A 22,163-nucleotide genomic window follows, 5' to 3' on the forward strand; every position below is an offset into this window, starting at 1 on the left:
TTTTGTTTTTGGGGTTGGGGAGGAGTTGTCCGCGACCTCGCATCTGCGACGGTGACGATTGGCGAAAGCCCAGGTGATAGCCAATCTCCCCCCTTGCGGGGGAGATTGGCACGTCGCCGCTGGCGTGCCCTCGAAGGCAACAAAAAGGCCCGCGAACCCTGCGGTTTGAGGGCCTTCTTTTCTTCAGATGTTCTTGTCGCTCAGCTCTTCAGCTTGGCATTGCACAGGCTGTAATAACCGCCGCCCTTCTGGATCCAGAGAAGGCCGTTCAACGTGCCAGCGTCCTTGTTGCCATGGTAGCCCTGCAGGCAGGTCTTCATGCGCGCCTTCGCGGGCTTTTCGGTCTTGAACTCGGCGGCCAGGTTGGTCGGGAATGTCACGCCCGCCGGCGCTACAGTGGGGGCGACCGCCGCGCTGGTTTCCTTTTTCGTCTGCGCCTCGGTTTTGACCGTATCCGCGCTGACACTGTCCGCTGCTGATGTCGCGCACTTCTCCTTGCGAAAAGCCGTCCAGTCCATGCCGTTCAGAGTGCCGCCTTCCTTGGCTGTTCGATAGGTCTCGCCGCATTCCTTCATCGTCAGTGCGCTTGCGGGGGCGACACTCCAAGCGACAAATGCGGTCGCAGCCAATACCGCCAATTTCAAACTGTGCATAAGACCCTCCTGGTTGATAATAAGTTTGACGCCCTTTTGTATATGGTTTGTTCTTTATATGTTCAACCAGAATCTTTGCGGACTACCGATGAGCTGGCGGTGGGCAGTGTAGGCGAATTGATGATGCCGGCAGCCCGGCGACATGCAGATGCGAGCAAGGCGGTGTGCGTCTTCGCGCAACAAAAAAGGCCCGCGCATCTTGGGATGCGCGGGCCTTTTTTGGAGACTATGGCTAAGCGCTCAGCTCTTCAGCTTGGCGTTGCACAGGCTGTAGAAGCCGCCGCCCTTCTGGATCCACTTCAGGCCGCCAAGCGCATTGGCGTCCTTCAGGGCATAGTACTGATCGAGGCAAGTGTGCATGCGGCCTTTCCCGGGGGTCTCGCTGGCATATTTCGGCGAGATCGCGGACGGGAAGGTGACGCCCTTGGGCGCAGCAGTGGTCGGCTTCGCCGGCTCCTTGGTGTAGTTCGCCTCGTCGGCGGCCGGCACGGTGTCGTCATCCGAGGCCCCAGCGCCGCATTCGCTCTTGCGGAAGTCGTTCCACTTCATGCCTTTCAGCGTGTTGGCCGCCTTGGCAGCCTGATACTTGGTGCTGCATTCGGCCATGGTCAGACCCTTGCCGCCATCGTCGGCGGGAGCCGCGGCAGCCTTGGTGGTTGCCGGCTTGGCGGCGGCAGCGGCGGATGCACCGGCGGCGCATTCGGACTTGCGGAAGTCGTTCCACTTCATGCCGTTCAGCGTGCCGGCAGCCTTCGCCGCCTGGTACTTAGTGCTGCATTCCTTCGCCGTCAGGCCCTTGGCCGTGCTGTCGTCCGCCGCGGCGGCAGCCTTGGCAGCCTTGGCCGGCTTCGTCTCGGCAGCCTTCGTGGTGTCGGTTGCTTTCTTGGTATCGGCCGGCTTGGCGTCGGTCGTCGCCGCGGCGTCGGTGCCGCACTGAGCCTTGCGGAATTGGTTCCAGGTCGCGCCGGCAAGTGTCCCCGCATCCTTGGCGGCGTTATACTTCGTGCTGCACTCGGCCATCGTCAGTGCGTTGGCTGGCGCGGCCAGGAACAAGGTCGCGACGGCGAGGCCGGTCAAAGTGGCAAGTCGGTGGATGAGCATAGCGTTTCTCCGTTGCAGCAGCCCATGATACGTCCCTGCAAATCAATAACGCTCAACGGTCGGTTGCGCCAGATGCTAAGTGGCGTATATATCGCCGAAAACCGGCTTCTCCCGATAAGGTGATGAAATCGTTGTCCGTTGCCTGGTTCTGAGCAAGATTTTCCTGGTGCATCCGCGCTGGAAGGCTCGAATGACTTGTATATTGCAGCATGGCAGTCTGGGCATTCAGGTTGCGGCCACGGTGTGTGCAATGCACAACAATGGTTTTCTAAGGATTGGTAACGTATAATCACACAATGTGATCATAATGCCCTGGCCAATTGTGGCATGACGTGCCGGGGAAGAAACGTCGAGGAAACTGGCTAGCATGGCAGGGAATTATTTCGGCACGGACGGCATTCGCGGGCGCGCCAACAAGTTTCCGATGACCGCGGAAATCGCGATGCGGGTCGGCATGGCCGCCGGCCTCTCCTTCCAGCGCGGCAGCCACCGACATCGTGTCGTGCTCGGCAAGGACACCAGGCTTTCCGGCTATATGATCGAAAATGCCATGGTCGCCGGTCTTTGTGCCGCCGGCATGGACGTATTCCTGCTCGGCCCGATCCCGACGCCGGCTGTCGCCATGCTGGTGCGTTCGCTGCGCGCCGATATCGGCGTCATGATCTCGGCCTCGCACAATCCCTATTACGACAACGGCATCAAGCTGTTCGGACCCGACGGCTACAAGCTCTCCGACGAAATCGAGGAGCGCATCGAGAGCATGCTCGACAAGGATATCGAACTGGCGCTCGCCGATTCCGACGGGCTTGGCCGCGCCAAGCGCGTCGACGGCGTGCATGACCGCTACATCGAATTCGCCAAGCGCACCTTGCCGCGCTCGATGTCGCTCGCGGGCTTGAGGATCGTCGTCGATTGCGCCAATGGCGCGGCCTACAAGGTGGCGCCCGAGGCCCTGTGGGAACTGGGCGCCGAAGTCGTCGCCATCAATGTCGAGCCCAACGGCTTCAACATCAACAAGGAATGCGGCTCGACCCATCCGGCCGGCCTGCAAAAGAAGGTGCACGAAGTGCGTGCCGACATCGGCATCGCGCTCGACGGCGACGCCGATCGCGTCGTCATCGTCGATGAAAACGGCGCGATCGTCGATGGTGACCAGATCATGGCGCTGATCGCCGAATCCTGGCACCAGAGCGGGCGGCTTGCCGGTGGCGGTGTCGTCTCAACCGTGATGTCCAATCTGGGCCTCGAACGCTTCCTCGGCGACATGAAGCTGCAATTGCACCGTACCAAGGTCGGCGACCGTTACGTCGTTGAGCATATGCGCGCGCATGGGCTGAATGTCGGCGGCGAACAGTCGGGCCATATCGTGCTGTCGGATTTCTCGACCACCGGCGACGGCCTTGTTTCGGCGCTGCAGGTGCTGGCCTGCATCAAACGGCAGGGCCGGCCGGTCAGCGAACTGTCGAAGAAATTCGAACCCGTGCCGCAACTCCTGAAGAACGTCCACATTTCCGGCGGCAAGCCGCTCGAGGAGGCGCCGGTCAAGGCCGCCATCGAAGACGCCCGTAACCGCCTCGGCAAGACCGGACGGCTGGTTATCCGGCCATCAGGGACAGAGCCGCTGATCCGCGTGATGGCCGAAGGCGACGACCCGCAACTGGTCGAGTCCGTGGTCAATGGCATCGTGGAAGTCATCTCGGAAACGCGCAGCGCCGCCTGACACCCACAGCGCCCGTACGCATACATTCGCCAGCTCAAAGCCCGCCTTCCCGGCGGGCTTTTCGTTCACCCGGCGATCGATACTGACCTCTGGAAATCGTAGCCCGGTTCCTAAAGCGCGTCGCGTTTGAGCGGATTCACGCGACGCGCTTTATGTCTTTGTTCTTATGCACGTCGTTCTCCCAAAACCGCGGCCACTTTTGAGCGACATGCATTAGAAGTTTCGAGATTCGTGGTTAAGCAACAGGGTTAAACGCCTTTTAACCTTTGCAATTCATTATCCACGACTGAAAGCCAATCGCATTTCGGGCGGGTTCGCCGTTCCGAGCTTCTCAGGGGTGACAAGCATGTTCAAGACAGCAAGAAAGGCCCTGCTCGCCTTCCTGTTCGCAGGCCTGGCAGGGCCGTTGTTCGCAGCCGACCTGCCGGAACCGATGGTCGAAGAGGCTCCGCCTCAGGCCGTCTACGAGCAGCCGGTCGAAGTCGGCGGCTGGTATATCCGCGGCGACATCGACTATCACAAGTCGACCGTGCGCGGCATCGACTATATGACCTACACCGTCGATCCCTGTAATTGTACGGTGACGCCTGGCACCAGAAGCTTCGATTTCGGCAAGCTCAAGGGCGGGTTCTCGCTCGGCGCCGGCGTTGGTTACAAGATCAACGACCACTTCCGGACCGACCTGACCGCCGACTACTGGTTCAAGTCGAACTTCAACGGCGGCACCTCGGATATCAATGGAACATCGACCGAAGTGTCGAAGATGAGCGCCCTGTTGCTGCTCGCCAATGCCTATGTCGATCTCGGCACCTATCACGGCATTACGCCCTATGTCGGTGCCGGCATCGGCGGTGCGCGCGTCAAGTGGGACACTGTCTACGATCCGAACACCACCGAGACCAACCCCGGCAGATCCAGCTGGCGTTTCGCCTACGGTCTGATGGCAGGCGCTTCCTACTGCCTGACCGACAAGATCATTCTCGATGCCGGCTACCGCTACTCCCATATCCAGGGCGGCCGCATGTTCGATTGGAACATCACCAGCTCCGGTCCCGGCTTCGACCGTGGCATCAACACGCACGAAGTGCGCGGTGGCCTGCGCTATCAGTTCGGTGGCAGCAACGGTTGCGCCGCGCCGGTCGTGGCCTACCAGCCCGAACCCGAGCCGATCTACACCAAGTAACACCATCTACATCACTTGAATTCTTCGAAAACCGCCCGGTCTCAGCCGGGCGGTTTTTCGGTTGACCGCCTGGAACCAACAGCGGAAATGAATTCGCTAACGCCCTGTTAGCCTTAACCCGCACTTAACCACTATGGTTAACAATGCTCCTTGAAACGATGGCTGCCGCTGCGATTGCGGGCGGCGCCAAATTCGGGAGTCGGGGACCATGAAACTTACATCGCGTATGGCGCTGGCGCTCGGTGCACTAGCCCTCCTGCCGCTGACGCCGGTGCACGCGGCCGACTACGATCCGCCGATCTATGTCGACCAGGCACCAGACTACGTCCCTGTCGAGGTCGGCTCCGGCTGGTATCTGCGCGGAGACGTCTCCTATCTGGCGCAGAAGAGCTTCGACGATCATGATTTCGCCACCGAAACCGCAGCCTTCAGCGACAAGGAAGATCCGATCTTTGCCAGCATCGGTTTCGGCTACCATTTCAACGACTATCTGCGTGCCGATCTCAATCTCGGCTATCTGCCCGGCAACGAGATCGGCGTCGGCTATGACGATTCAGCGACTGCGGCAGAGCCGACCGTGGCATCGGCATCCCTGAAGAACTACGCCTTGTCGGGCATACTCAACGGCTATGTCGATCTTGGCACCTATGTCGGCATCACACCCTATCTCGGCGCCGGTATCGGCGTCGTCCGCAGCAAGCGCAGCCTGTCGGCAAGCTATTTCACCGACAATGGCGACGACACGGACGATTTCGCCGTAAGCGACAGCAAGACCCAGTACTCGCTGGCCTACACGCTGAATGCGGGCCTCGCCTATCAGGTATCGAAAAATGTTTCCGTCGATCTGGGTTATCAGTATTTTTCCGCGCCCGACGCCGAATATGTAACCGCCGAGAGCCTGGATACCTACCCGGTTCGCAAGGGGATCAGCAATCATCAGGTCAAGCTTGGGCTCCGCTACGATCTCTGGTAGGCGCCGCGAGCACGAGGAGCAGGACGGCGGATCTTCGGGGTCCGCCGTTTGCGTTTGAAGTCACGACATCCTGATCAGGGATCGCCGGTATCCCGGCAGCGACAAAAACTTTCCTCTTGACGCCTGAAGTCTGAACGCATATCGCCGTCCGTGGGCCACCCCTCCCCAACGAGGGGCCACTATCTGGAAGGATAGACCACGATGACGACGCATACGAAGCCCGGACTCCGTCCGGCAAACCCCAATTTCTCCTCAGGTCCCTGCGCAAAACGCCCCGGCTGGTCGGTCGAGGCGCTGAAGAATGCCGCGCTCGGCCGTTCCCACCGCGCCAAGATCGGCAAGACCAAGCTCGAACAGGCGATCGAGCTGACGCGGGAGATTCTCCAGGTCCCGGCGGGTTATCGCATCGGCATCGTGCCGGCGTCGGACACCGGTGCGGTCGAGATGGCGCTGTGGTCGCTGCTCGGCGAGCGCGGCGTCGACATGGTGGCCTGGGAGAGCTTTGGCTCCGGCTGGGTCACCGACGTGGTCAAGCAGTTGAAGCTCGCCGACGTGCGCAAGATCGAAGCCGGCTACGGCGAACTGCCCGACCTCACCAAGATCGATTTCGACCGCGATGTGGTCTTCACCTGGAACGGCACCACGTCAGGTGTGCGCGTGCCGAACGGCGATTTCATTCCCGCGGACCGCAAGGGCCTGACCGTTTGCGATGCGACTTCCGCCGCGTTCGCGCAGAGGCTCGACTTCGAAAAACTCGATGTCGTCACTTTCTCCTGGCAGAAGGTGCTGGGCGGCGAGGGCGCTCACGGCATGCTGATCCTGTCGCCTCGCGCCGTCGAGCGGCTGGAAACCTACAAGCCCTCATGGCCGCTGCCGAAAATCTTCCGCCTGACCTCGGGCGGCAAGCTGATCGAAGGTATCTTCAAGGGCGAGACCATCAACACGCCCTCGATGCTGTGCGTCGAGGACTACCTCGATGCGCTCAGCTGGGCGAAGTCGACCGGCGGCCTAGACGCGCTGATCGCCAGGGCGGATGCCAATGCGGCGGTCCTAGATCGCTTTGTCGGCAAGTCCTCCTGGCTCGGCCATCTCGCCGTCCAGCCGGCGACACGGTCGAACACGTCCGTCTGCCTGTCCTTCACCGATCCGGACGTGTCCGCGCTCGATGCCGACGGGCAGGCGGCCTTCGCCAAGGGGCTGGTGTCGGTGCTCGACAAGGAAGGCGTCGCCTACGATATCGCTGCCTATCGCGACGCACCGCCCGGCCTGCGCATCTGGTGCGGCGCGACGGTCGAGACGTCGGATCTCGAAGCGCTGCTGCCCTGGCTCGACTGGGCATTCGCCGCACAGAAGGCCTCGCTCAAAGCGGCGGCCTGAGATCATTGGCGGCGGCCTTCGGGCCGCCCACTCCCATCAAATCCATTTCAAGGAGGCCGCCATGGCGCCCCGCGTTCTCGTCTCAGACAAACTCTCCCCCACCGCCGTGCAAATCTTCAAGGATCGTGGCATCGAGGTCGACTATCTGCCCGATCTCGGCAAGGACAAGGAAAAGCTCGCCGAAGTGATTGGCCAATATGATGGCCTCGCCATCCGCTCGGCGACCAAGGTCACCGAAAAGCTGATCAACGCCGCCACCAATCTCAAAGTCATCGGCCGCGCCGGCATCGGCGTCGACAATGTCGATATCCCGGCGGCAAGCCGCAAGGGCATCATCGTGATGAACACGCCCTTCGGCAACTCGATCACCACAGCCGAGCATGCGGTGGCGATGATCTTTGCGCTGGCGCGCCAGATCCCTGAAGCCAACGCCTCGACCCATGCCGGCAAATGGGAAAAGAACCGCTTCATGGGCGTCGAGATCACTGGCAAGACGCTGGGCGTCATCGGCTGCGGCAACATCGGTTCGATCGTCGCGACACGCGGCGTTGGCCTCAAGATGCACGTCATCGCCTTCGATCCGTTCCTGTCGGACAGCCGTGCCGAGGAGCTTGGCGTCGACAAGGTCGAGCTCGACGAACTGTTCGCCCGTGCCGATTTCATCACCCTGCACACGCCGCTGACCGACAAGACGCGCAACATCATCGATGCCGCGGCGATCGCCAAGATGAAGAAGGGCGTGCGCATCATCAATTGCGCACGCGGCGGTCTGATCGTCGAGGCCGACCTAGTCGCGGCGCTGAAGAGCGGCAAGGTGGCCGGCGCCGGCGTCGACGTCTTCGAGGTCGAACCGGCCGAGAACAACGAATTGTTCGGCATGGAGAATGTGGTGGCGACGCCGCATCTCGGCGCCTCGACGACGGAGGCCCAGGAGAATGTCGCGCTGCAGGTTGCCGAGCAGATGGCCGACTATCTGATCAAGGGCGCCGTCTCCAACGCCATCAACATGCCGTCGATCACCGCCGAGGAGGCACCGCGGCTGAAGCCGTTCGTCAAGCTCGCCGAGGTGCTCGGCGCCTTTGTCGGCCAGGTCACCGAGGATCCGATCAAGGAGGTGGAGATCCTGTTCGACGGCTCGACCGCGACGATGAACACGCGCGCTCTGATCAGTGCAGCACTCGCCGGGCTGATCCGGCCTCAGGTCTCCGACGTCAACATGGTGTCGGCGCCGATCATGGTTAAGGAGCGCGGCATCATCGTTGCCGAGGTCAAGCGCGACAAGTCGGGCGTGTTCGACGGCTACATCAAGCTGACAGTGAAGACCGAGCACATGACCCGCTCGATCGCCGGCACATGCTTCTCGGATGGCAAGCCGCGTTTCATTCAGATCAAGGGCATCAATCTCGATGCCGAGGTCGGCCAGCACATGCTCTACACCACCAATGCGGACGCGCCGGGCATCATCGGCCTGCTCGGCACCGTCTGCGGCGAGAATGGCGTCAACATCGCCAACTTCCAGCTCGGCCGCAACCGGCCGGGCGGCGATGCCATAGCACTGCTCTATCTCGACGCGCCGTTCCCAGAAGCCGTGCTGGAAAAGATCAAGACGCATAAGTCGATCGACTCGGCCAAGCGGCTGCAGTTCGACGTCAACGCGATGTGATCCCTGCCTCTGGCAAGGATTTGAAAGGCGCGGAACTGTCCGCGCCTTTCGTTTTTGATGCCTTGATGTATTATCTGGCTGCGGAGACACGAAGATGAAACTGGTTGTTGATGTCCGTTGGGACAACGAGGCGTCGGTCTGGTACGCGATTTCGCGAGGCAAGACCGGACTGGCGACCGAAAGCGAATCTCTCGATGATTTGCGTCAGCGGATATTGGCGGTGCTACCGGATTTGCTCGACTTAGAGGATGCCGAGGAACTCGACGTTGAACTTGTGGTTCACGACATTTCAACCGCGTCTAACCCACTCGCAGCGGAATAATCTCCACAATAAGTCTACACCTCCGAAATCCGCTTAGAATGCGCTCAAGATTCTTTGAGGCCAGTGGGTGAGAATGCAGAATTTTGCCAAGCCACTAAAGAAATTACTCACAGAGGCAGGTTGGAGATTGTTGCGGCAAGGCAAGGGCGACCATGAGGTTTGGTACAATCCCGAGACCCAACAACGCGTTACATTGGTTACGTTTTTGAAGTCCCGACATCTCGCCAACGACATTTTGAAGGACGCTGGCCTGCCAAAAGCCTTTTGACTATTTTGCTGCCTTGCGCCCGCTGTATTCGGCAAGCCCGATGCCGCCCAGCACGAGCACCAAAGCCAGTGCCTGATAGGACTGGAACGTCTCGCCGACGATCAGCACCGACAGCAGCGTGCCGAAGATCGGCACCAGATTGATGAACAGGCCGGCGCGGTTGGCGCCGATCAGTTCGTTGCCCCTGATGTAGAAGATCTGCGAAACAACCGAGGCGCCGATCGCCGTATAGACGATGACCGTCCAGCCGCGCGCGTCGGGCGTGATGACCTTGCCGGCGAGGACCTCCCACAGGAAGAACGGCAACGAGGTGACGAGTGCCGCAACCGACAGGGCCAGCATCAGGCTCTGCCAGTGCATCACCGGCTTCAGCCGCAGCCCGACCGAATAGCCGCTGTAGAGAAAGACGGCGACCAGCATGATGGCGTCGCCGAAGTTGAGTTCCAGCGTCAACAGCCGGCGCGGGTCGCCGTGGCAGGCGGTGAGGATCACGCCGGCGATGGTCAGCACGACGCCGACAATCTGCGCCCAGTTCACGCGCAGGCGGAAGAAGACGAAATTGGCTGTCATGATCAGGATCGGCATCGCCGCCTGTTCAATCGAGACATTGATCGCTGTCGTGTAGTTGAGCGCCGTGTAGAAGATGGTGTTGAACAGGGTGAAGCCGCTGGCGCCGAGGGCGACCAGCACGAACCAGTGCTTGCGGACTACCGGCCAGTCCTTCTGGATGGTCTTCCAGCCGACGGGCAGCATGATCGCCACGGCCAGCACCCAGCGCAGGAAGACCAGCGTCATTGGCGAGACATGATCGACCGCCAGCTTGCCGGCCACCGAATTTCCACCCCAAAGCAAGGTGGTAAGCAGCAGGAATATGTAGGCGCTTCGATGCATCGCGGGATTCCAGTCGCCGGAGCTGCGGTGTTTGCCGGCCTATTGCCCCCGCTCGCCCAAGTAAATGATGTCAAAGCCGAAAATTGTTGTGCCTCAGGACATTTTCGACGGCAAAGAAAGGTCGCGCTCGCGAGGTCTTGACGTTATAGAGGCCTGTCGTTTCGAACCATATTCAAGCCGCTTGGCGGCGTCTCAAGGGAAAAGAAACATGGCCAATGTGGTGGTCGTCGGCTCGCAGTGGGGTGACGAAGGCAAGGGCAAGATCGTCGACTGGCTGTCGGAGCGCGCCGATGTCGTGGTGCGTTTCCAGGGCGGCCACAATGCCGGCCATACGCTGGTCGTCGACGGCAAGGTCTACAAGCTGTCGTTGCTTCCGTCAGGCGTCGTGCGCCAGGGCAAGCTGTCCATCATCGGCAATGGCGTCGTGTTCGACCCGCACGCTTTCGTCGCCGAGGTGGCAAAACTCAAGGCGCAAGGTGTCGAAGTGGCGCCGGATCGCCTGAAAATAGCCGAAAACACAGCGCTTATCCTGTCCCTGCATCGGGAGCTGGACGGATTCCGTGAGGACGCCGCATCCAATTCCGGGACGAAGATTGGCACGACCCGTCGTGGCATCGGCCCCGCCTACGAGGACAAGGTGGGCCGGCGCGCGGTCAGGGTGATGGATTTGGCGGATTTGGAAACACTGCCCTTGAAAGTCGACAGGTTGCTGACGCACCACAATGCGCTGCGTCGCGGGCTTGGTCACGCGGAAGTCACGCATGACGCGATCATGCAGGAACTGACCTCGGTCGCTGACGACATCCTGCCCTATATGGACCGGGTCTGGAAAATCCTCGACGACAAGCGCCGGGCTGGCGAGCGCATCCTGTTCGAGGGCGCGCAGGGCACACTGCTCGATATCGACCACGGCACCTATCCGTTCGTCACCTCGTCGAACACGGTTGCCGGACAGGCCGCTGCCGGCTCCGGCGTCGGCCCAGGCGCCATCGGCTATGTGCTCGGCATCACCAAGGCCTATACGACACGCGTCGGCGAGGGTCCGTTCCCGACCGAGCAGAAGAACGAGGTCGGCGAATTCCTCGGCACGCGCGGCCATGAATTCGGCGTCGTCACCGGCCGCAAGCGCCGCTGCGGCTGGTTCGACGCGGTGCTGGTGCGCCAGGCCGTCGCTGTCAACGGCATCAAGGGCATCGCGCTGACCAAGCTCGACGTGCTCGACGGGCTGGACGAGATCAAGGTCTGCACAGGCTATCGTCTCGATGGTGAGATCATCGACTATCTGCCAGCGAGCCAAGGCGCGCAGGCACGTGTCGAACCGGTCTACGAGACGCTGGAGGGCTGGAAAGGCACCACCGCCGGCGCGCGCAGCTGGAATGATCTGCCGGCCCAGGCGGTCAAGTATGTCCGCTACATCGAGGAGCTCATCGGTGCCCCGGTCGCGCTCCTTTCCACCAGCCCCGAACGCGACGACACGATACTTGTGACCGATCCGTTTCAAGACTAGTTTCTGAAGCCTTTCCGGGCATCGCGGCTGATTTGCGGGGCCGGCGCGGAAACAAAAAAATACAGGTCGACTGAAGCATGGCAGATTTCGTTGCTGTTCTGAAAAAGGCGCTCGACAAGCATGGCGACGAGACGCCGGAAAAGCGTACGCGTATCTATGCCAGCGTTCGTACCATGCTGGCGAAGAAGCTTGCGGACTATTCGCCGCCGCTGGCCACCGAAGCCATAGCCACTCAGACGCGTTCGCTGGAAGACGCGATCGCGAGTGTCGAGCGGGACTATGCCAAGAGCGTACCGGAAACCGATCCGCTCGCGGAACTGGAACACATCTTTTCGTCGATCGATCGCAACAAGAACCAGCCGAGCCATACAAGGCAGCCGGCGAAGGCGGAATCGGCCTGGCCCGCGCCGCCCGTCACCAAGCCCGAGCCCTATCAACCCGCGCCGCCGCCTGCCGCCAAGGTCGAGCCAAGCTGGCAAAGATCGACGCCGGCGCCTGCCCAGCCGGCTCGCGCCGACACGCCTCTTCCAGGCATGAACGCCGAGGAGGCGGACGACGAGGCCGATGTCTTTTCCAGCAACGAAGACAATGAAGGGCCGGTACCGGACACCTTCCAACGCCTGCGTCCCGCCGAGCGCAAGCGCAGCTATGGCGGGCTGATCGCCGCCGTCGTCGCGTTGCTGGTCGTAGCCGGCGGCGGCTACGGCATCTGGCTGAACAAGGACGCCTTCGGCAAGATGCTGGGGTTTGGCGGCAACCAGGTCGCGAAAACCGAGCCCGTGAAGCCGGCGCCAGCCAAGCCGGCAACCGATGCCGCGGCAGCGCCTCCGGCGCCCGCGGCTGGCGGCACGGAAGCCGAAAGCACGAAATTCACCCAGCGGCTGACACCGCAGGGCAGTGAAGTCGACCCGGGTCCGGCCGGTGGGCAAAGCGGCATCGGCGAAGGCGAATCGGTCGCCGCGCTGACCACCCCGCCCTCGGCGACCAACGCACCGGCGATTTCCGCACCGGCCGCCGGACCGCCTGCCGCGACCACGCCCCCGGCGACAGATGCCGCCCCCGCAACGCCGCCTGCCACCGGAGCTGCCCCGGCAGCGCCGGCCGATGCTGCCGGCACGCCGCCAGCACCGGCAGGTGCCGTGCCGCCCGCCCCGGCAACTGCGCCTGCGGAAGCCGCTCTGCCTGTCGGCCAAAAGGCGATCTTCTATGAGGAGCGCACCAGCACCGCCCAGGGCTCCGCCGAGCCCGGCAACATCGTCTGGTCGCTGGTGCAGGAATCGCCCGGCGGCGACCTGCCGCCGGAGCCGGCGATCCGCGCCGAGGCCACCATTCCCGGCAAGGACATCCAGTTGCGCATGACCATCCGCCGCAACACCGACCAGACACTGCCGGCCAGCCATATCATCGAGATGATCTTCCTGACGCCCGACGGTTTCGAGGGCGGCGGTGTCGACAACATCCTGCGCGTCGCCATGAAGAGTTCGGAACAGGACGCCGGCAGCCCGCTGATCGGCATTCCGGCCAAGATCGCCGACGGCTTCTTCCTCGTCGCGCTCAACGACACCAAGGCCGACGAAGACGCCAATATGACCCTGCTGCGCGGCCAGGACTGGATCGACGTACCGGTCGTCTACAAGACCGGACGGCGGGCGCTGCTGACCATGGAAAAGGGCATTCCTGGCGAAAAGGTGTTCGACGAAGCGATCAAGGCCTGGCAGGCGAAGACGGCTGGCTGAGAAACGCCGTAGCCATCGTTCAGAAGCCTTGGAACAGCATGTCGAGCGCGGCGACGATGTCGTCGTGGTGCCTGGAAAGATTTCCCTCGGCATACGGCAGCTCAGAGGCCGTCAAGGCTGACATGAACTGTGTGACCATCACATGATCTTTGCCATCGATAGTAAAGGTCGGGTTTAGCCGGCGACCCGGAATCGGGGCTATATTGGGCGGCATCAACGGAATGACGACCCTGGTGCTCAACCCTTCGAGAAGGTCGGACTGAACATCCAGAAGATAGCCGCTGCCTTCCGCATTCCGATAGAGATCGTAGCGTGCCATCAAAACGGCCGGTGTTTGGCCAATGGCAGTCCGTTGCGTCTGACATATTCATTGGAGCTTTCGATGGCTTCTTTGTTTTCTTCCTGCCATCGACGCGTTTTTTCTGCCGAGATTGCTTTGGCAATGCCCTCTTCGGCGGCGCGTGAGATATTGATGCCCAACGCTTTCGCGTCGCTGATCAACTGAGAGTCGATGGACGTATTCACAGGTTGTCGCTGAGGTTTTGGCGTCGATTGAAGCATAGAGATCGCCTCCTTTTATGCGCATAATGTAGGCGCATAAAACCCCGCACGCAAACGCAAATAAAGACGGCGGTGTGATCGGGCTTGGCCCGCCCGACCCTTCGCTATGAGCTCGCAGCCCTTCGGGCGTTCTATCCCTTCGAAGGTCCACTGGACCTTTCGATTAACCGTTCGTCGCTTCAATCGACAAATCGCTGTCGATTGATCGGCCTACCGCCGAACACTCCTCACCCTTCCATCTCTTCGCGCAGCATCTCCAGTTCCAGCCACTCTTCCTCGAGCGCCGCCAGCGTGGCGCGCTCCTTATCCAGGGCGGCGATGGTTTTCTGGAAGGAGGCGGGGTCGCGCTCGTAATAGGCGGGATCGGCGATGTTGTTCTCAAGCCTCGAGATCGACCCCATCACAGCTTCGATTTTCTTGGGCAGGGATTCCAGTGCGAACTTCTGCTTGAACGACAGTTTCTTAGCCGGCCCCTTCGTCGCTGCGGCCTCGCTCTTGCCTGGTGCGGGCGCTTCGCCGTTTTCGGCCTTCGCGCGCGCCTTGCGGTCGTCCAGCCGGGTGCCGCCGCGCTGCGCCAGCATGTCGGAGTAACCGCCGGCATATTCGATCCAGCGGCCGTCACCATCCGGCGCGATCAGGCTGGTCACGGTGCGATCGAGGAAATCGCGGTCGTGGCTGACCAGGATGACCGTGCCGGCGAAGCCGGCGACCAGTTCCTGCAACAGCTCCAGCGTTTCCATGTCGAGATCGTTGGTCGGCTCATCGAGCACCAGAAGGTTTGCCGGCCGCGCCAGCACGCGCGCCAGCAGCAGGCGTGCCCGTTCGCCGCCGGAAAGCTCGCGCACCGGCGTGCGCGCCTGCTCCGGCTTGAACAGGAAATCCTTCATGTAGGAGACGACATGGCGCTGTTCGCCATTGATGACGAGGTTCTCGCCGCGCCCATCGGTGAGATACTGCGCCAGCGTCTCCTGCGGGTCGACCGCCTCGCGCTTCTGGTCCAGCGTGGCGATCTCCAGATTGGTGCCGAGCCGTATCGAGCCGGCGTCGGGCTTCATCTCGCCGGTCAGCATCTTCAACAGCGTCGTCTTGCCGACGCCGTTCGGTCCGACCAGGCCAACGCGGTCGCCGCGCTGGATGCGGGTCGAGAACCCCTTGACCACGGTGAGGTCGCCAAAACTCTTCTCGATGTTCTTGGCCTCGATCACCAGCTTGCCGGATTCGGCGGCGTCGCTGGCCACCATGGTGGCCGATCCTTCGGCGCCACGATGGCCACGGAAACGCTGGCGCATGGTTTGCAATTCGCCGAGACGGCGCATGTTGCGCTTGCGCCGCGCCGTCACACCGTAGCGCAGCCAGTGCTCCTCACGCACGATCTGGCGGCCGAGCTTGTGCTGTTCGCGCTCTTCTTCCTCCAGCACGAGGTCGCGCCATTCCTCGAAATGGCCAAAGCCCTTGTCCAGCCTGCGGGTCTGGCCGCGATCGAGCCAGACGGTGGCGCGCGACACACGCTCGAGAAAGCGGCGGTCGTGCGAGATGACGATCAGTGCCGTGGAGGTGCGGATGAGCTCTTCTTCCAGCCATTCGATCACCGAGAGGTCGAGATGGTTGGTCGGCTCATCAAGCAGCAGGATGTCGGGCTCAGGCGCCATGACGCGGGCAAGGGCGGCGCGCCTCGCCTCGCCGCCCGACAGGTCGTTCGGACGTTCCTCACCCGACAATCCGAGATGCTCCATCAGATAGCTGGCGCGGTAGGGATCGTCGGCGGGGCCAAGCCCGGCCTCGACATAGGCGCGGACAGTGGCAAAACCCTCCATGTCGGGCATCTGCGGCAGATAGCGGACGGTTGCCGAAGGCTGGCGGAACACCTCGCCATCCTGCGGCTCGATCAGGCCGGCGGCGATCTTCAGCAGCGTCGACTTGCCGGATCCGTTGCGGCCGACCAGCGCGATCTTGTCGCCGACTGAGGCCGTCAAGGCGGCACCATCGAGCAGCGGCGTGCCGCCGAAGGTCAGTTTTATCCCGTCGAGGTTGAGAAGGGGCGGGGCCATGTCAGCTTTCAGGTAAGGGATAGGGATGAGCGAGCAGCATCGCGCTGCCATGGTCCAACGCGATTTCGAGGTGGCCCTTGACCTCGTTGGAAATAGTCAGCGACGAACCGAAGGCCACCCTGACGTAAGCGAGCGGCCATTTGGCGCCGGCGACGGTCAGGCCGTCGAGCTCGGAAAAGCCGAGCACCGAAAACAGCGTGCCGTCGGCATAGTCGAAGCCGGCCGTTCCGCGCAGCAGAGGGATACCTTCCTGAGCGCCGCTGGTCAAAAGCACATCGGTCCCTGCTTCGGCCAGGCGCAAGGCAAGCGCCAGATGCAGAAAAGCGTGGTCGGCGCGCCTGCCGCCAAAGGCGCCGGCGAGCACCAGGCTGGTCGCGCCGCGTTCCAGTGCTGCGGCGATGGCAAGTTCGCCATCGGTCTGGTCCTTTTCCGTCGGGAAGGTCCGGCGCGGCACGGAAGCGAGATCGTCCGGCAGGTTCGCCGGCACGGAATCGAAATCGCCCACCCACAGTTCCGGCACGAGACCCAGCAACCGCGCATGACCGATGCCGGCGTCGGCGGCGATGACGCGGGAGCCTTCGACCTGACGGTCGAGCCGTGGCGTGCGGATGAGATCGCCGCCAAGCAGGATGGTGAATGTGCTCATATCGTGTGGCCCTTACCAGCCCGGCACGGGAAACGGAAGGCGGCAAACTCCCACTTGCATGGGGGATCGGCCCGGCCTATGTGTCGAAACGCTCTAACGGGGTGCCGGACGCGATCTTCGCGGACCGGCTGAGAGGCAGTCTCGCCAACCCGCTGAACCTGATCCGGTTTGTACCGGCGGAGGGATTAGACGTTTCGGACAGTCCGACGCCTCAATTCCTTTCAATTCGAACGAAGGAGGCGCCGATGCGCACGCTTTTATACGCTCTTGTTTCAGCAACCGTCGTGGCCTTGTCCGGGCCGGCCTTGGCCAAGGACAAGCTCACCGTCTACACCTATGAGAGTTTCACCGCCGACTGGGGTCCGGGTCCCGTGGTGAAGAAGGAGTTCGAGGCTGAATGCGGCTGCGACGTCGAGTTCGTCTCGGTCGCCGATGGCGTCGCGCTGCTCAACCGCGTCAGATTGGAAGGCGCATCGACCAAGGCCGATATCGTGCTTGGCCTCGACACCAATCTCACCGCCGATGCCAAGGCGTCAGGCCTGTTCGCGCCGCATGGCGCGGTGGCCGACGTCAATGTGCCGGGCGGCTGGAGCGACGATACGTTTGTCCCCTTCGACTACGGCTATTTCGCTGTCATCTACGACACGCAGAAGCTGAAGAACCCGCCGAAGAGCCTGAAGGAGCTGGTCGAAGGCAGTGCCGACGACAAGATCGTCATCCAGGATCCGCGCACCTCGACGCCGGGCCTCGGCCTGCTTCTGTGGGTCAAGTCGGTCTATGGCGACAAGGCGCCGGAGGCCTGGGCCAAGCTCAAGGCGAAGGTGCTGACCGTGACGCCGGGCTGGAGCGAGGCCTATGGGCTGTTCACCAAGGGCGAGGCGCCGATGGTGCTGTCCTACACGACGTCGCCGGCCTACCACATGGTCGCCGAGAACACCGAACGCTACCAGGCGGCCTCCTTCGAGGAGGGCGAGTATCTGCAGATCGAGGTGGCGGGCATCACCACGACGGGGGCAAAAAATCCGCTGGCGGCAAAGTTCATGGCCTTCATGACCGGGCCGAAGTTCCAGGATGCCATCCCCGAGACCAACTGGATGTTCCCGGCAGGCAGGACCGACAAGCCGCTCAATCCGGCCTTCGACAAACTGGTCAAGCCAACGAAGACCTTGCTGTTCAGCCCGCAAGAGGTCGCCGCCAACCGCAAGGCCTGGGTAGATGAATGGCTGGCGGTGATGAGCAAGTGAGCGCGCTCTTCACCCTCCCCCTAGTGGGGAGGGTCGATCCGCGTAGCGGAGCGGGGTGCCGACGCTGAGCCCAGAATCACCCCCGTCCCGGATCGCGGACAGCGCGTCGCGGCATCCGCGCTCCGGTCCTCCCCACAAGGGGGAGGGTGGAAAGCGCGCGCCCACTGACCCCCGCGCCAGTGCCGGCATTGTCGCGCTCGCTGCAATCGCGCTGCTGATCGGCGGCGCGTTTGCTGGCCTGCTTTTCGAGGGCGCCCATGATTTGTCGGGCGCCTGGGCAGCCTTCGACCCCTATCTGCTTCGCGTCATTCGCTTCACGCTCTGGCAGGCGGCGCTGTCGACGCTGCTTTCCGTCGGGCCGGCGTTGTTCGTGGCGCGCGCGCTGTCGCGGCATCCACGCTTCTTCGGCCGCGCCTTCATCCTGCAGCTCTTCGCGGTACCGTTGGCACTGCCGGCCATCGTCGCGGCCCTCGGCCTCCTGACGCTTTATGGCCGTGCCGGCTATTTCGCCGGCGTGCTCGCCGTGATCGGCGGTGGAAGCTGGCCGGGCATCTATGGCCTGTCCGGCATCCTCGTCGCCCATGTCTTCTTCAACCTGCCGCTGGCGACGCGGCTGTTCCTCGAGGCGCTGCAGACCATACCGACCGACCAATGGCGGCTGGCGAGCCAGCTCGGCATGGCGGCGCGGCCGGCGTTCCGGCTGATCGAATGGCCAACGCTGCGCGCTGCCCTGCCGGGGGTCGCCGGGCTTGTCTTCATGCTCTGCATCACATCCTTCACCATCGTGCTGATACTGGGCGGCGGGCCAGCCGCGACGACGCTGGAGGTCGGCATCTACCAGGCGCTTCGCTTCGATTTCGATCCCGCGCGCGCGGTCACACTGACGCTGCTGCAGATTGCCTTGACCTTTATCGTGGTGCTGGCACTGACGCGCCTGGGCGCCAACGTGGTCGGCGACACCAATTTGCCGGTCGCGCAACGTCGCTATCTCTCGGTCAATCGGAGCGAGACCTGGTTGAACGCGCTCCTCATCGTCCTGGCACTGCTGTTCGTTGTCGGACCGATGGCCGCCACTGTGATGGCCGGGCTCGGCGCCGATCTCGGCCGGCTGGCCGGTGAGGCCACTGTCCGGCAGGCGACGCTGACCAGCGTAGTGCTCGGCTTCCTGTCGGCGCTGCTCTCGGTGATGCTGTCGCTGGCGTTGACGATGGCGCGGCGGGCACTGGCGCTGAACCGCCGTGCCGGCGCAAAGACACTGCTCGAACACGCTGCCGATACAGGCGCAGGCTTTGTCTTGGTCGTGCCGCCGATCGTCGTCGGCGCCGGCTGGTTCCTGTTGTTGCGCCATGTCGGCGATGTCTTCGCCATTGCTCCGGTCATGGTCGTCACCGTCAACGCGGTGATGGCGATGCCGTTTGCCTTGCGCGCCGTCCGTCCCGCCTATGATGCGGCCAGCGAGCGTCACGAACGGCTCTGTGCACAACTCGGCATTGCGGGCTGGAACCGGCTGATGCTGGTCGACTGGCCGTCGCTGCGGCGACCGCTCGCCACGGCCTTCGCTTTCGCCATGGCGCTGTCGCTCGGCGATCTCGGCGTCATTGCCTTGTTCGGCAGTGATTCCGTGCAGACATTGCCCTACCTTCTTCTGGCGCGGATGGGCAGCTACCGCACCGAGGATGCCGCCGGCCTGGCACTGCTGCTCGGCCTCGTCTGTCTCGCCTTGATCGTGGCGGCGCACTGGCTGGGAAGGGAGAAGGCCCGCGATGCGTGAGAGGGCGGCCAACAGGCTCGAAAAGGGCGCGCCGGTGCGGCTGGACAAGGTGTCGTTCAGTTATGGTGGTCATGGCAGCTATGGCGAGGCGCCGCTTGTCTTCGACGTCGAGTTTGCCACGGCGAAGATCACCGCCATCATGGGGCCGAGCGGCTCGGGCAAGTCGACGCTGCTCAATCTGGTCGCCGGCTTCGAGACCCCACAGTCGGGCCGCGTGCTGATCGGCGATGTCGATGTCAGCGCCGAGCCGGCCTCGGCGCGGCCGGTGTCGATGGTGTTCCAGGAGAACAATCTCTTCGCGCACCTTTCCGTCGAGCAGAATGTCGGGCTCGGCCGCTCTCCATCCCTGCGGCTGATCCAGGGGGACCACGCCGCTATCGCCGAGGCGCTTGTGCGCACCGGCCTTGCGGGCAAGGAAAAGCGTCTGCCGCGCGAACTCTCCGGCGGGGAACGCCAGCGCGTCGCCCTGGCCCGCGTGCTGGTGCGCGACCGGCCGGTGTTGCTGCTCGACGAACCCTTCGCCTCGCTCGGTCCCGCGTTGCGCGACGACATGCTTGACCTGGTCGCCGCCGTTCATGCCGAGCGGGGCATGACGGTTCTGTTCGTCACCCATCAGCCGGAAGACGCCCGCCGTATCGGCGAGCATATCGTATTTCTCGACAATGGGTTGGTCGCCGCGACCGGCAAGGCGGATGATTTCTTTACCGGGGCTGGTCCGGAGGCGTTCCGGCGCTATATCGGCGCGGCTGCCGGATATTCCACATCACGCGATGTTGCCCGGAAGCGGACATAATTTACGGTCAAACCGGTCCCAGGCGATGTGGCGTTTGCTTGCCATGACCGGGGGAGTGTGGCTAGGTCCGCCCTATCGGTCGGGCACAGGCCGTGATTTGCAGCAGTTTGAGATATGGCACGTGAACATTCCGAAGATCGCCCCCGATTTTCATTGTCATGTGCCGGGACCGGAAAGGAAGCCGTTCTGGCGATCGGCGCTAACACATTGGGAATGAAACCGCTGGCGCGCTTTCTCGCGCTGGCCGGTTTTGCCGTGGCGCTGGCGAGCTGCCAGATGTTCACGCCGCCGGAAGTCCAGGAGTCCGGCTTCCAGCCTTCCGACAAGCCGATCACGGTGGACAATGTCGGCGCCAACAACAAGCTCGCCGAATTGGCCAAGGCGCAGCATCCGCGCATCCTGGCGACCTATGGCGGTGAATATTCCGACCCCAAGCTCGAGCGCATGGTCGCCAAGGTGGTCGGTAGTTTGACGGTGGTGTCCGCCAACCCGACGCAGACCTATCGCATCACCATATTGAATTCGCCCAACGTCAACGCCTTCGCGCTGCCGGGCGGCTATCTCTACATTACGCGCGGCCTGCTGGCGCTGGCCAATGATTCGGCCGAGCTTGCCGCCGTCATCGCGCATGAGATGGGCCACGTCACCGCCAATCACGGCTTGCAGCGCCAGCAGCTCGAGGCAGAGGAAGGCCTCGCGACCAAGGTCGTTTCCGACGTGCTCGGCGACAGCCCGACCGCCAAGGCGGCGTTGATCCGCGGCAAGCTGAGGCTGGCGCAATTCTCGCGCAACCAGGAGCTGGAAGCCGACGCCATCGGGATCAAGTCGATCGGCGAGGCCGGCTACGATCCTTTCGCCGCAGGCCGCTTCCTTCAGTCGATGTCGGCCTATACCGATTTCCGCTCGATCAGCGGCGCCACCGATGCCAGCCTCGACTTCCTGGCCACGCACCCCAACACGCCGCAGCGCATCGATCTGGCGCAGCGCCATGCTCGCCAGTTCGGCGCGCCGGGCGTCGGCACGCGCGACCGCGATTCCTTCCTCGCCGGCATAGACGGCCTGCTCTATGGCGACACGCCCGAGGAAGGCTATGTGCGCGGCGAAACCTTCCTGCATCCGGGTCTTGGCGTGTCGTTCACGGTGCCGGACGGCTTCATCATCGACAATTCGGCGGCAGCGGTGACGGCCACCGGCCCCGGCGACATAGCGATCCGTTTCGATGGCGTTTCCATCGACAAGAACCGGGCGCTGACCGACTATATCCGCAGCGGCTGGGTGGCTGGTCTCGTCGACAGCAGCGTCAAGCAGGAAACCATCAACGGCAATGAGGCGGCGACCGCGCATGCCGGCGCCGAAGGCTGGCAGTTCGACATTGCGGTGATCCGGGCCGGCGGCCAGGTCTACCGGCTGCTGACCGCTGCTCCTTCAGCCAGCACCTCGCTGGACACGGTGGCGCGTTCGGTCAGCGGCTCGTTCCGTATCCTGAGCGCAGCCGAAAAGGCGGCTTTGAAGCCGCTGCATATCCGCGTCGTCACTGTCCAGCCAGGGCAGACGATGGGTTCGCTTTCGGCCCAGATGGTCGGCGTCGACCGCAAGCTCGACCTGTTCCGCGTCCTCAATGCCCTGTCGCCTGGTGCCGCGGTTTCGGCCGGCGACAAGGTCAAGATCGTCACGGACAAGTAGGCGCCTCTGGACGCCCGCCGCCG

General features: G+C 62.9%; 20 protein-coding genes and 1 riboswitch. Of the genes, 13 read left to right on the forward strand and 7 right to left on the reverse strand.

Going from position 1 to position 22,163, the window contains the following annotated elements:
* Nucleotides 1–200 precede the first annotated feature (200 nt).
* Nucleotides 201–653: a hypothetical protein gene (locus LB558_RS28285; RefSeq protein WP_224700551.1), complete on the reverse strand. Its 453-nt coding sequence runs from the start codon at nt 651–653 to the stop codon at nt 201–203.
* 240 nt (nt 654–893) lie between these two features.
* Entirely contained in the window at nt 894–1,754 is an 861-nt protein-coding gene (locus tag LB558_RS28290) for a hypothetical protein (RefSeq protein WP_224700552.1), read from the reverse strand.
* Nucleotides 1,755–2,121: 367 nt separating this feature from the next.
* On the opposite strand from LB558_RS28290, the gene glmM reads away from it, so the two are divergent.
* The 7 genes from glmM to LB558_RS28325 all read left to right on the forward strand — a co-directional run bounded on the left by glmM (nt 2,122) and on the right by LB558_RS28325 (nt 9,260).
* Nucleotides 2,122–3,474: a phosphoglucosamine mutase gene (gene glmM / locus LB558_RS28295; protein ID WP_027037180.1), complete on the forward strand. Its 1,353-nt coding sequence runs from the start codon at nt 2,122–2,124 to the stop codon at nt 3,472–3,474.
* Nucleotides 3,475–3,820: 346 nt separating this feature from the next.
* Nucleotides 3,821–4,657, forward strand: a complete 837-nt coding sequence (locus LB558_RS28300; RefSeq protein WP_224700553.1) for an outer membrane protein — start codon at nt 3,821–3,823, stop codon at nt 4,655–4,657.
* A gap of 208 nt (nt 4,658–4,865) precedes the next feature.
* Nucleotides 4,866–5,630 (forward strand): outer membrane protein, encoded by a 765-nt coding sequence (locus tag LB558_RS28305; RefSeq protein ID WP_224700554.1) that lies wholly within the window; start codon nt 4,866–4,868, stop codon nt 5,628–5,630.
* A 201-nt stretch (nt 5,631–5,831) separates the two neighbouring features.
* Nucleotides 5,832–7,007 carry a phosphoserine transaminase gene (locus LB558_RS28310; protein ID WP_224700555.1) on the forward strand — a complete coding sequence of 392 codons (1,176 nt, stop codon included), beginning with the start codon at nt 5,832–5,834 and terminating at the stop codon, nt 7,005–7,007.
* A gap of 61 nt (nt 7,008–7,068) precedes the next feature.
* The gene (serA, locus tag LB558_RS28315; protein WP_224700556.1) at nt 7,069–8,670 is read left to right on the forward strand and encodes a phosphoglycerate dehydrogenase; all 1,602 of its coding nucleotides are present in this window, start codon (nt 7,069–7,071) and stop codon (nt 8,668–8,670) included.
* A gap of 94 nt (nt 8,671–8,764) precedes the next feature.
* Nucleotides 8,765–8,992 carry a DUF1902 domain-containing protein gene (locus LB558_RS28320; RefSeq protein WP_224700557.1) on the forward strand — a complete coding sequence of 76 codons (228 nt, stop codon included), beginning with the start codon at nt 8,765–8,767 and terminating at the stop codon, nt 8,990–8,992.
* Between the two features lie 73 nt (nt 8,993–9,065).
* Nucleotides 9,066–9,260, forward strand: a complete 195-nt coding sequence (locus LB558_RS28325) for a type II toxin-antitoxin system HicA family toxin (protein ID WP_224700558.1) — start codon at nt 9,066–9,068, stop codon at nt 9,258–9,260.
* Here the strand turns inward: LB558_RS28325 and LB558_RS28330 are convergent, their stop codons facing one another.
* The gene (locus LB558_RS28330) at nt 9,261–10,151 is read right to left on the reverse strand and encodes a DMT family transporter (protein ID WP_224700559.1); all 891 of its coding nucleotides are present in this window, start codon (nt 10,149–10,151) and stop codon (nt 9,261–9,263) included. It abuts the gene before it with no gap.
* Between the two features lie 208 nt (nt 10,152–10,359).
* Between LB558_RS28330 and LB558_RS28335 the strand changes: the two genes are divergently transcribed.
* Together LB558_RS28335 and LB558_RS28340 are read left to right on the forward strand one after the other, a co-directional pair.
* Nucleotides 10,360–11,658, forward strand: coding sequence for an adenylosuccinate synthase (locus LB558_RS28335; protein ID WP_224700560.1), 1,299 nt, complete (start codon nt 10,360–10,362; stop codon nt 11,656–11,658).
* Between the two features lie 77 nt (nt 11,659–11,735).
* Nucleotides 11,736–13,394 carry a hypothetical protein gene (locus LB558_RS28340; protein WP_224700561.1) on the forward strand — a complete coding sequence of 553 codons (1,659 nt, stop codon included), beginning with the start codon at nt 11,736–11,738 and terminating at the stop codon, nt 13,392–13,394.
* 19 nt (nt 13,395–13,413) lie between these two features.
* On the opposite strand, the gene LB558_RS28345 is transcribed toward LB558_RS28340, so the two are convergent.
* From LB558_RS28345 to LB558_RS28360, 4 genes are all read right to left on the reverse strand, one after another.
* A complete protein-coding gene (locus LB558_RS28345; RefSeq protein ID WP_224700562.1) occupies nt 13,414–13,713 on the reverse strand; it encodes a CcdB family protein in 300 nt (99 codons plus the stop codon).
* Complete coding sequence (locus LB558_RS28350) at nt 13,713–13,955, reverse strand: type II toxin-antitoxin system CcdA family antitoxin (protein WP_224700563.1); 243 nt, start codon at nt 13,953–13,955, stop codon at nt 13,713–13,715. Before LB558_RS28350 ends, LB558_RS28345 begins: the two co-directional genes overlap by 1 nt.
* A gap of 227 nt (nt 13,956–14,182) precedes the next feature.
* On the reverse strand, nt 14,183–16,003 hold the full coding sequence (locus tag LB558_RS28355) for an ABC-F family ATP-binding cassette domain-containing protein (RefSeq protein ID WP_224700564.1): 1,821 nt from the start codon (nt 16,001–16,003) through the stop codon (nt 14,183–14,185).
* Between the two features lies 1 nt (nt 16,004).
* Nucleotides 16,005–16,649, reverse strand: coding sequence for a thiamine diphosphokinase (locus tag LB558_RS28360; protein WP_224700565.1), 645 nt, complete (start codon nt 16,647–16,649; stop codon nt 16,005–16,007).
* An 87-nt stretch (nt 16,650–16,736) separates the two neighbouring features.
* Nucleotides 16,737–16,851, forward strand: a riboswitch (TPP riboswitch).
* 43 nt (nt 16,852–16,894) lie between these two features.
* Here LB558_RS28360 and thiB point away from each other — a divergent pair.
* The 4 genes from thiB to LB558_RS28380 all read left to right on the forward strand — a co-directional run bounded on the left by thiB (nt 16,895) and on the right by LB558_RS28380 (nt 22,140).
* Nucleotides 16,895–17,893: a thiamine ABC transporter substrate binding subunit gene (thiB, locus tag LB558_RS28365; protein ID WP_224700566.1), complete on the forward strand. Its 999-nt coding sequence runs from the start codon at nt 16,895–16,897 to the stop codon at nt 17,891–17,893.
* Nucleotides 17,894–18,080: 187 nt separating this feature from the next.
* Entirely contained in the window at nt 18,081–19,664 is a 1,584-nt protein-coding gene (thiP, locus tag LB558_RS28370) for a thiamine/thiamine pyrophosphate ABC transporter permease (RefSeq protein WP_224700590.1), read from the forward strand.
* Nucleotides 19,657–20,457 carry an ATP-binding cassette domain-containing protein gene (locus tag LB558_RS28375; RefSeq protein WP_224700567.1) on the forward strand — a complete coding sequence of 267 codons (801 nt, stop codon included), beginning with the start codon at nt 19,657–19,659 and terminating at the stop codon, nt 20,455–20,457. The genes thiP and LB558_RS28375 overlap by 8 nt, the downstream gene beginning before the upstream one ends.
* 213 nt (nt 20,458–20,670) lie before the next feature.
* A complete protein-coding gene (locus LB558_RS28380) occupies nt 20,671–22,140 on the forward strand; it encodes a M48 family metalloprotease (RefSeq protein ID WP_164754363.1) in 1,470 nt (489 codons plus the stop codon).
* Nucleotides 22,141–22,163 lie beyond the last annotated feature (23 nt).

Source organism: Mesorhizobium sp. CO1-1-8, from assembly GCF_020164875.1.
In the GTDB taxonomy this organism is placed as follows: domain Bacteria; phylum Pseudomonadota; class Alphaproteobacteria; order Rhizobiales; family Rhizobiaceae; genus Mesorhizobium.

Bases quoted from the DNA above. Each gene is read 5' to 3' on its own strand.
- LB558_RS28310 (WP_224700555.1), top strand. From the start codon at position 5,832: ATGACGACGCATACGAAGCCCGGACTCCGTCCGGCAAACCCCAATTTC.
- LB558_RS28345 (WP_224700562.1), bottom strand. From the start codon at position 13,713: ATGGCACGCTACGATCTCTATCGGAATGCGGAAGGCAGCGGCTATCTT.
- LB558_RS28330 (WP_224700559.1), bottom strand. From the start codon at position 10,151: ATGCATCGAAGCGCCTACATATTCCTGCTGCTTACCACCTTGCTTTGG.
- LB558_RS28285 (WP_224700551.1), bottom strand. From the start codon at position 653: ATGCACAGTTTGAAATTGGCGGTATTGGCTGCGACCGCATTTGTCGCT.
- LB558_RS28355 (WP_224700564.1), bottom strand. From the start codon at position 16,003: ATGGCCCCGCCCCTTCTCAACCTCGACGGGATAAAACTGACCTTCGGC.
- glmM (WP_027037180.1), top strand. From the start codon at position 2,122: ATGGCAGGGAATTATTTCGGCACGGACGGCATTCGCGGGCGCGCCAAC.
- LB558_RS28325 (WP_224700558.1), top strand. From the start codon at position 9,066: ATGCAGAATTTTGCCAAGCCACTAAAGAAATTACTCACAGAGGCAGGT.
- LB558_RS28380 (WP_164754363.1), top strand. From the start codon at position 20,671: ATGAAACCGCTGGCGCGCTTTCTCGCGCTGGCCGGTTTTGCCGTGGCG.
- LB558_RS28305 (WP_224700554.1), top strand. From the start codon at position 4,866: ATGAAACTTACATCGCGTATGGCGCTGGCGCTCGGTGCACTAGCCCTC.
- serA (WP_224700556.1), top strand. From the start codon at position 7,069: ATGGCGCCCCGCGTTCTCGTCTCAGACAAACTCTCCCCCACCGCCGTG.
- LB558_RS28350 (WP_224700563.1), bottom strand. From the start codon at position 13,955: ATGCTTCAATCGACGCCAAAACCTCAGCGACAACCTGTGAATACGTCC.
- LB558_RS28360 (WP_224700565.1), bottom strand. From the start codon at position 16,649: ATGAGCACATTCACCATCCTGCTTGGCGGCGATCTCATCCGCACGCCA.
- LB558_RS28320 (WP_224700557.1), top strand. From the start codon at position 8,765: ATGAAACTGGTTGTTGATGTCCGTTGGGACAACGAGGCGTCGGTCTGG.
- LB558_RS28335 (WP_224700560.1), top strand. From the start codon at position 10,360: ATGGCCAATGTGGTGGTCGTCGGCTCGCAGTGGGGTGACGAAGGCAAG.
- thiB (WP_224700566.1), top strand. From the start codon at position 16,895: ATGCGCACGCTTTTATACGCTCTTGTTTCAGCAACCGTCGTGGCCTTG.
- LB558_RS28300 (WP_224700553.1), top strand. From the start codon at position 3,821: ATGTTCAAGACAGCAAGAAAGGCCCTGCTCGCCTTCCTGTTCGCAGGC.
- LB558_RS28340 (WP_224700561.1), top strand. From the start codon at position 11,736: ATGGCAGATTTCGTTGCTGTTCTGAAAAAGGCGCTCGACAAGCATGGC.
- LB558_RS28290 (WP_224700552.1), bottom strand. From the start codon at position 1,754: ATGCTCATCCACCGACTTGCCACTTTGACCGGCCTCGCCGTCGCGACC.
- LB558_RS28375 (WP_224700567.1), top strand. From the start codon at position 19,657: ATGCGTGAGAGGGCGGCCAACAGGCTCGAAAAGGGCGCGCCGGTGCGG.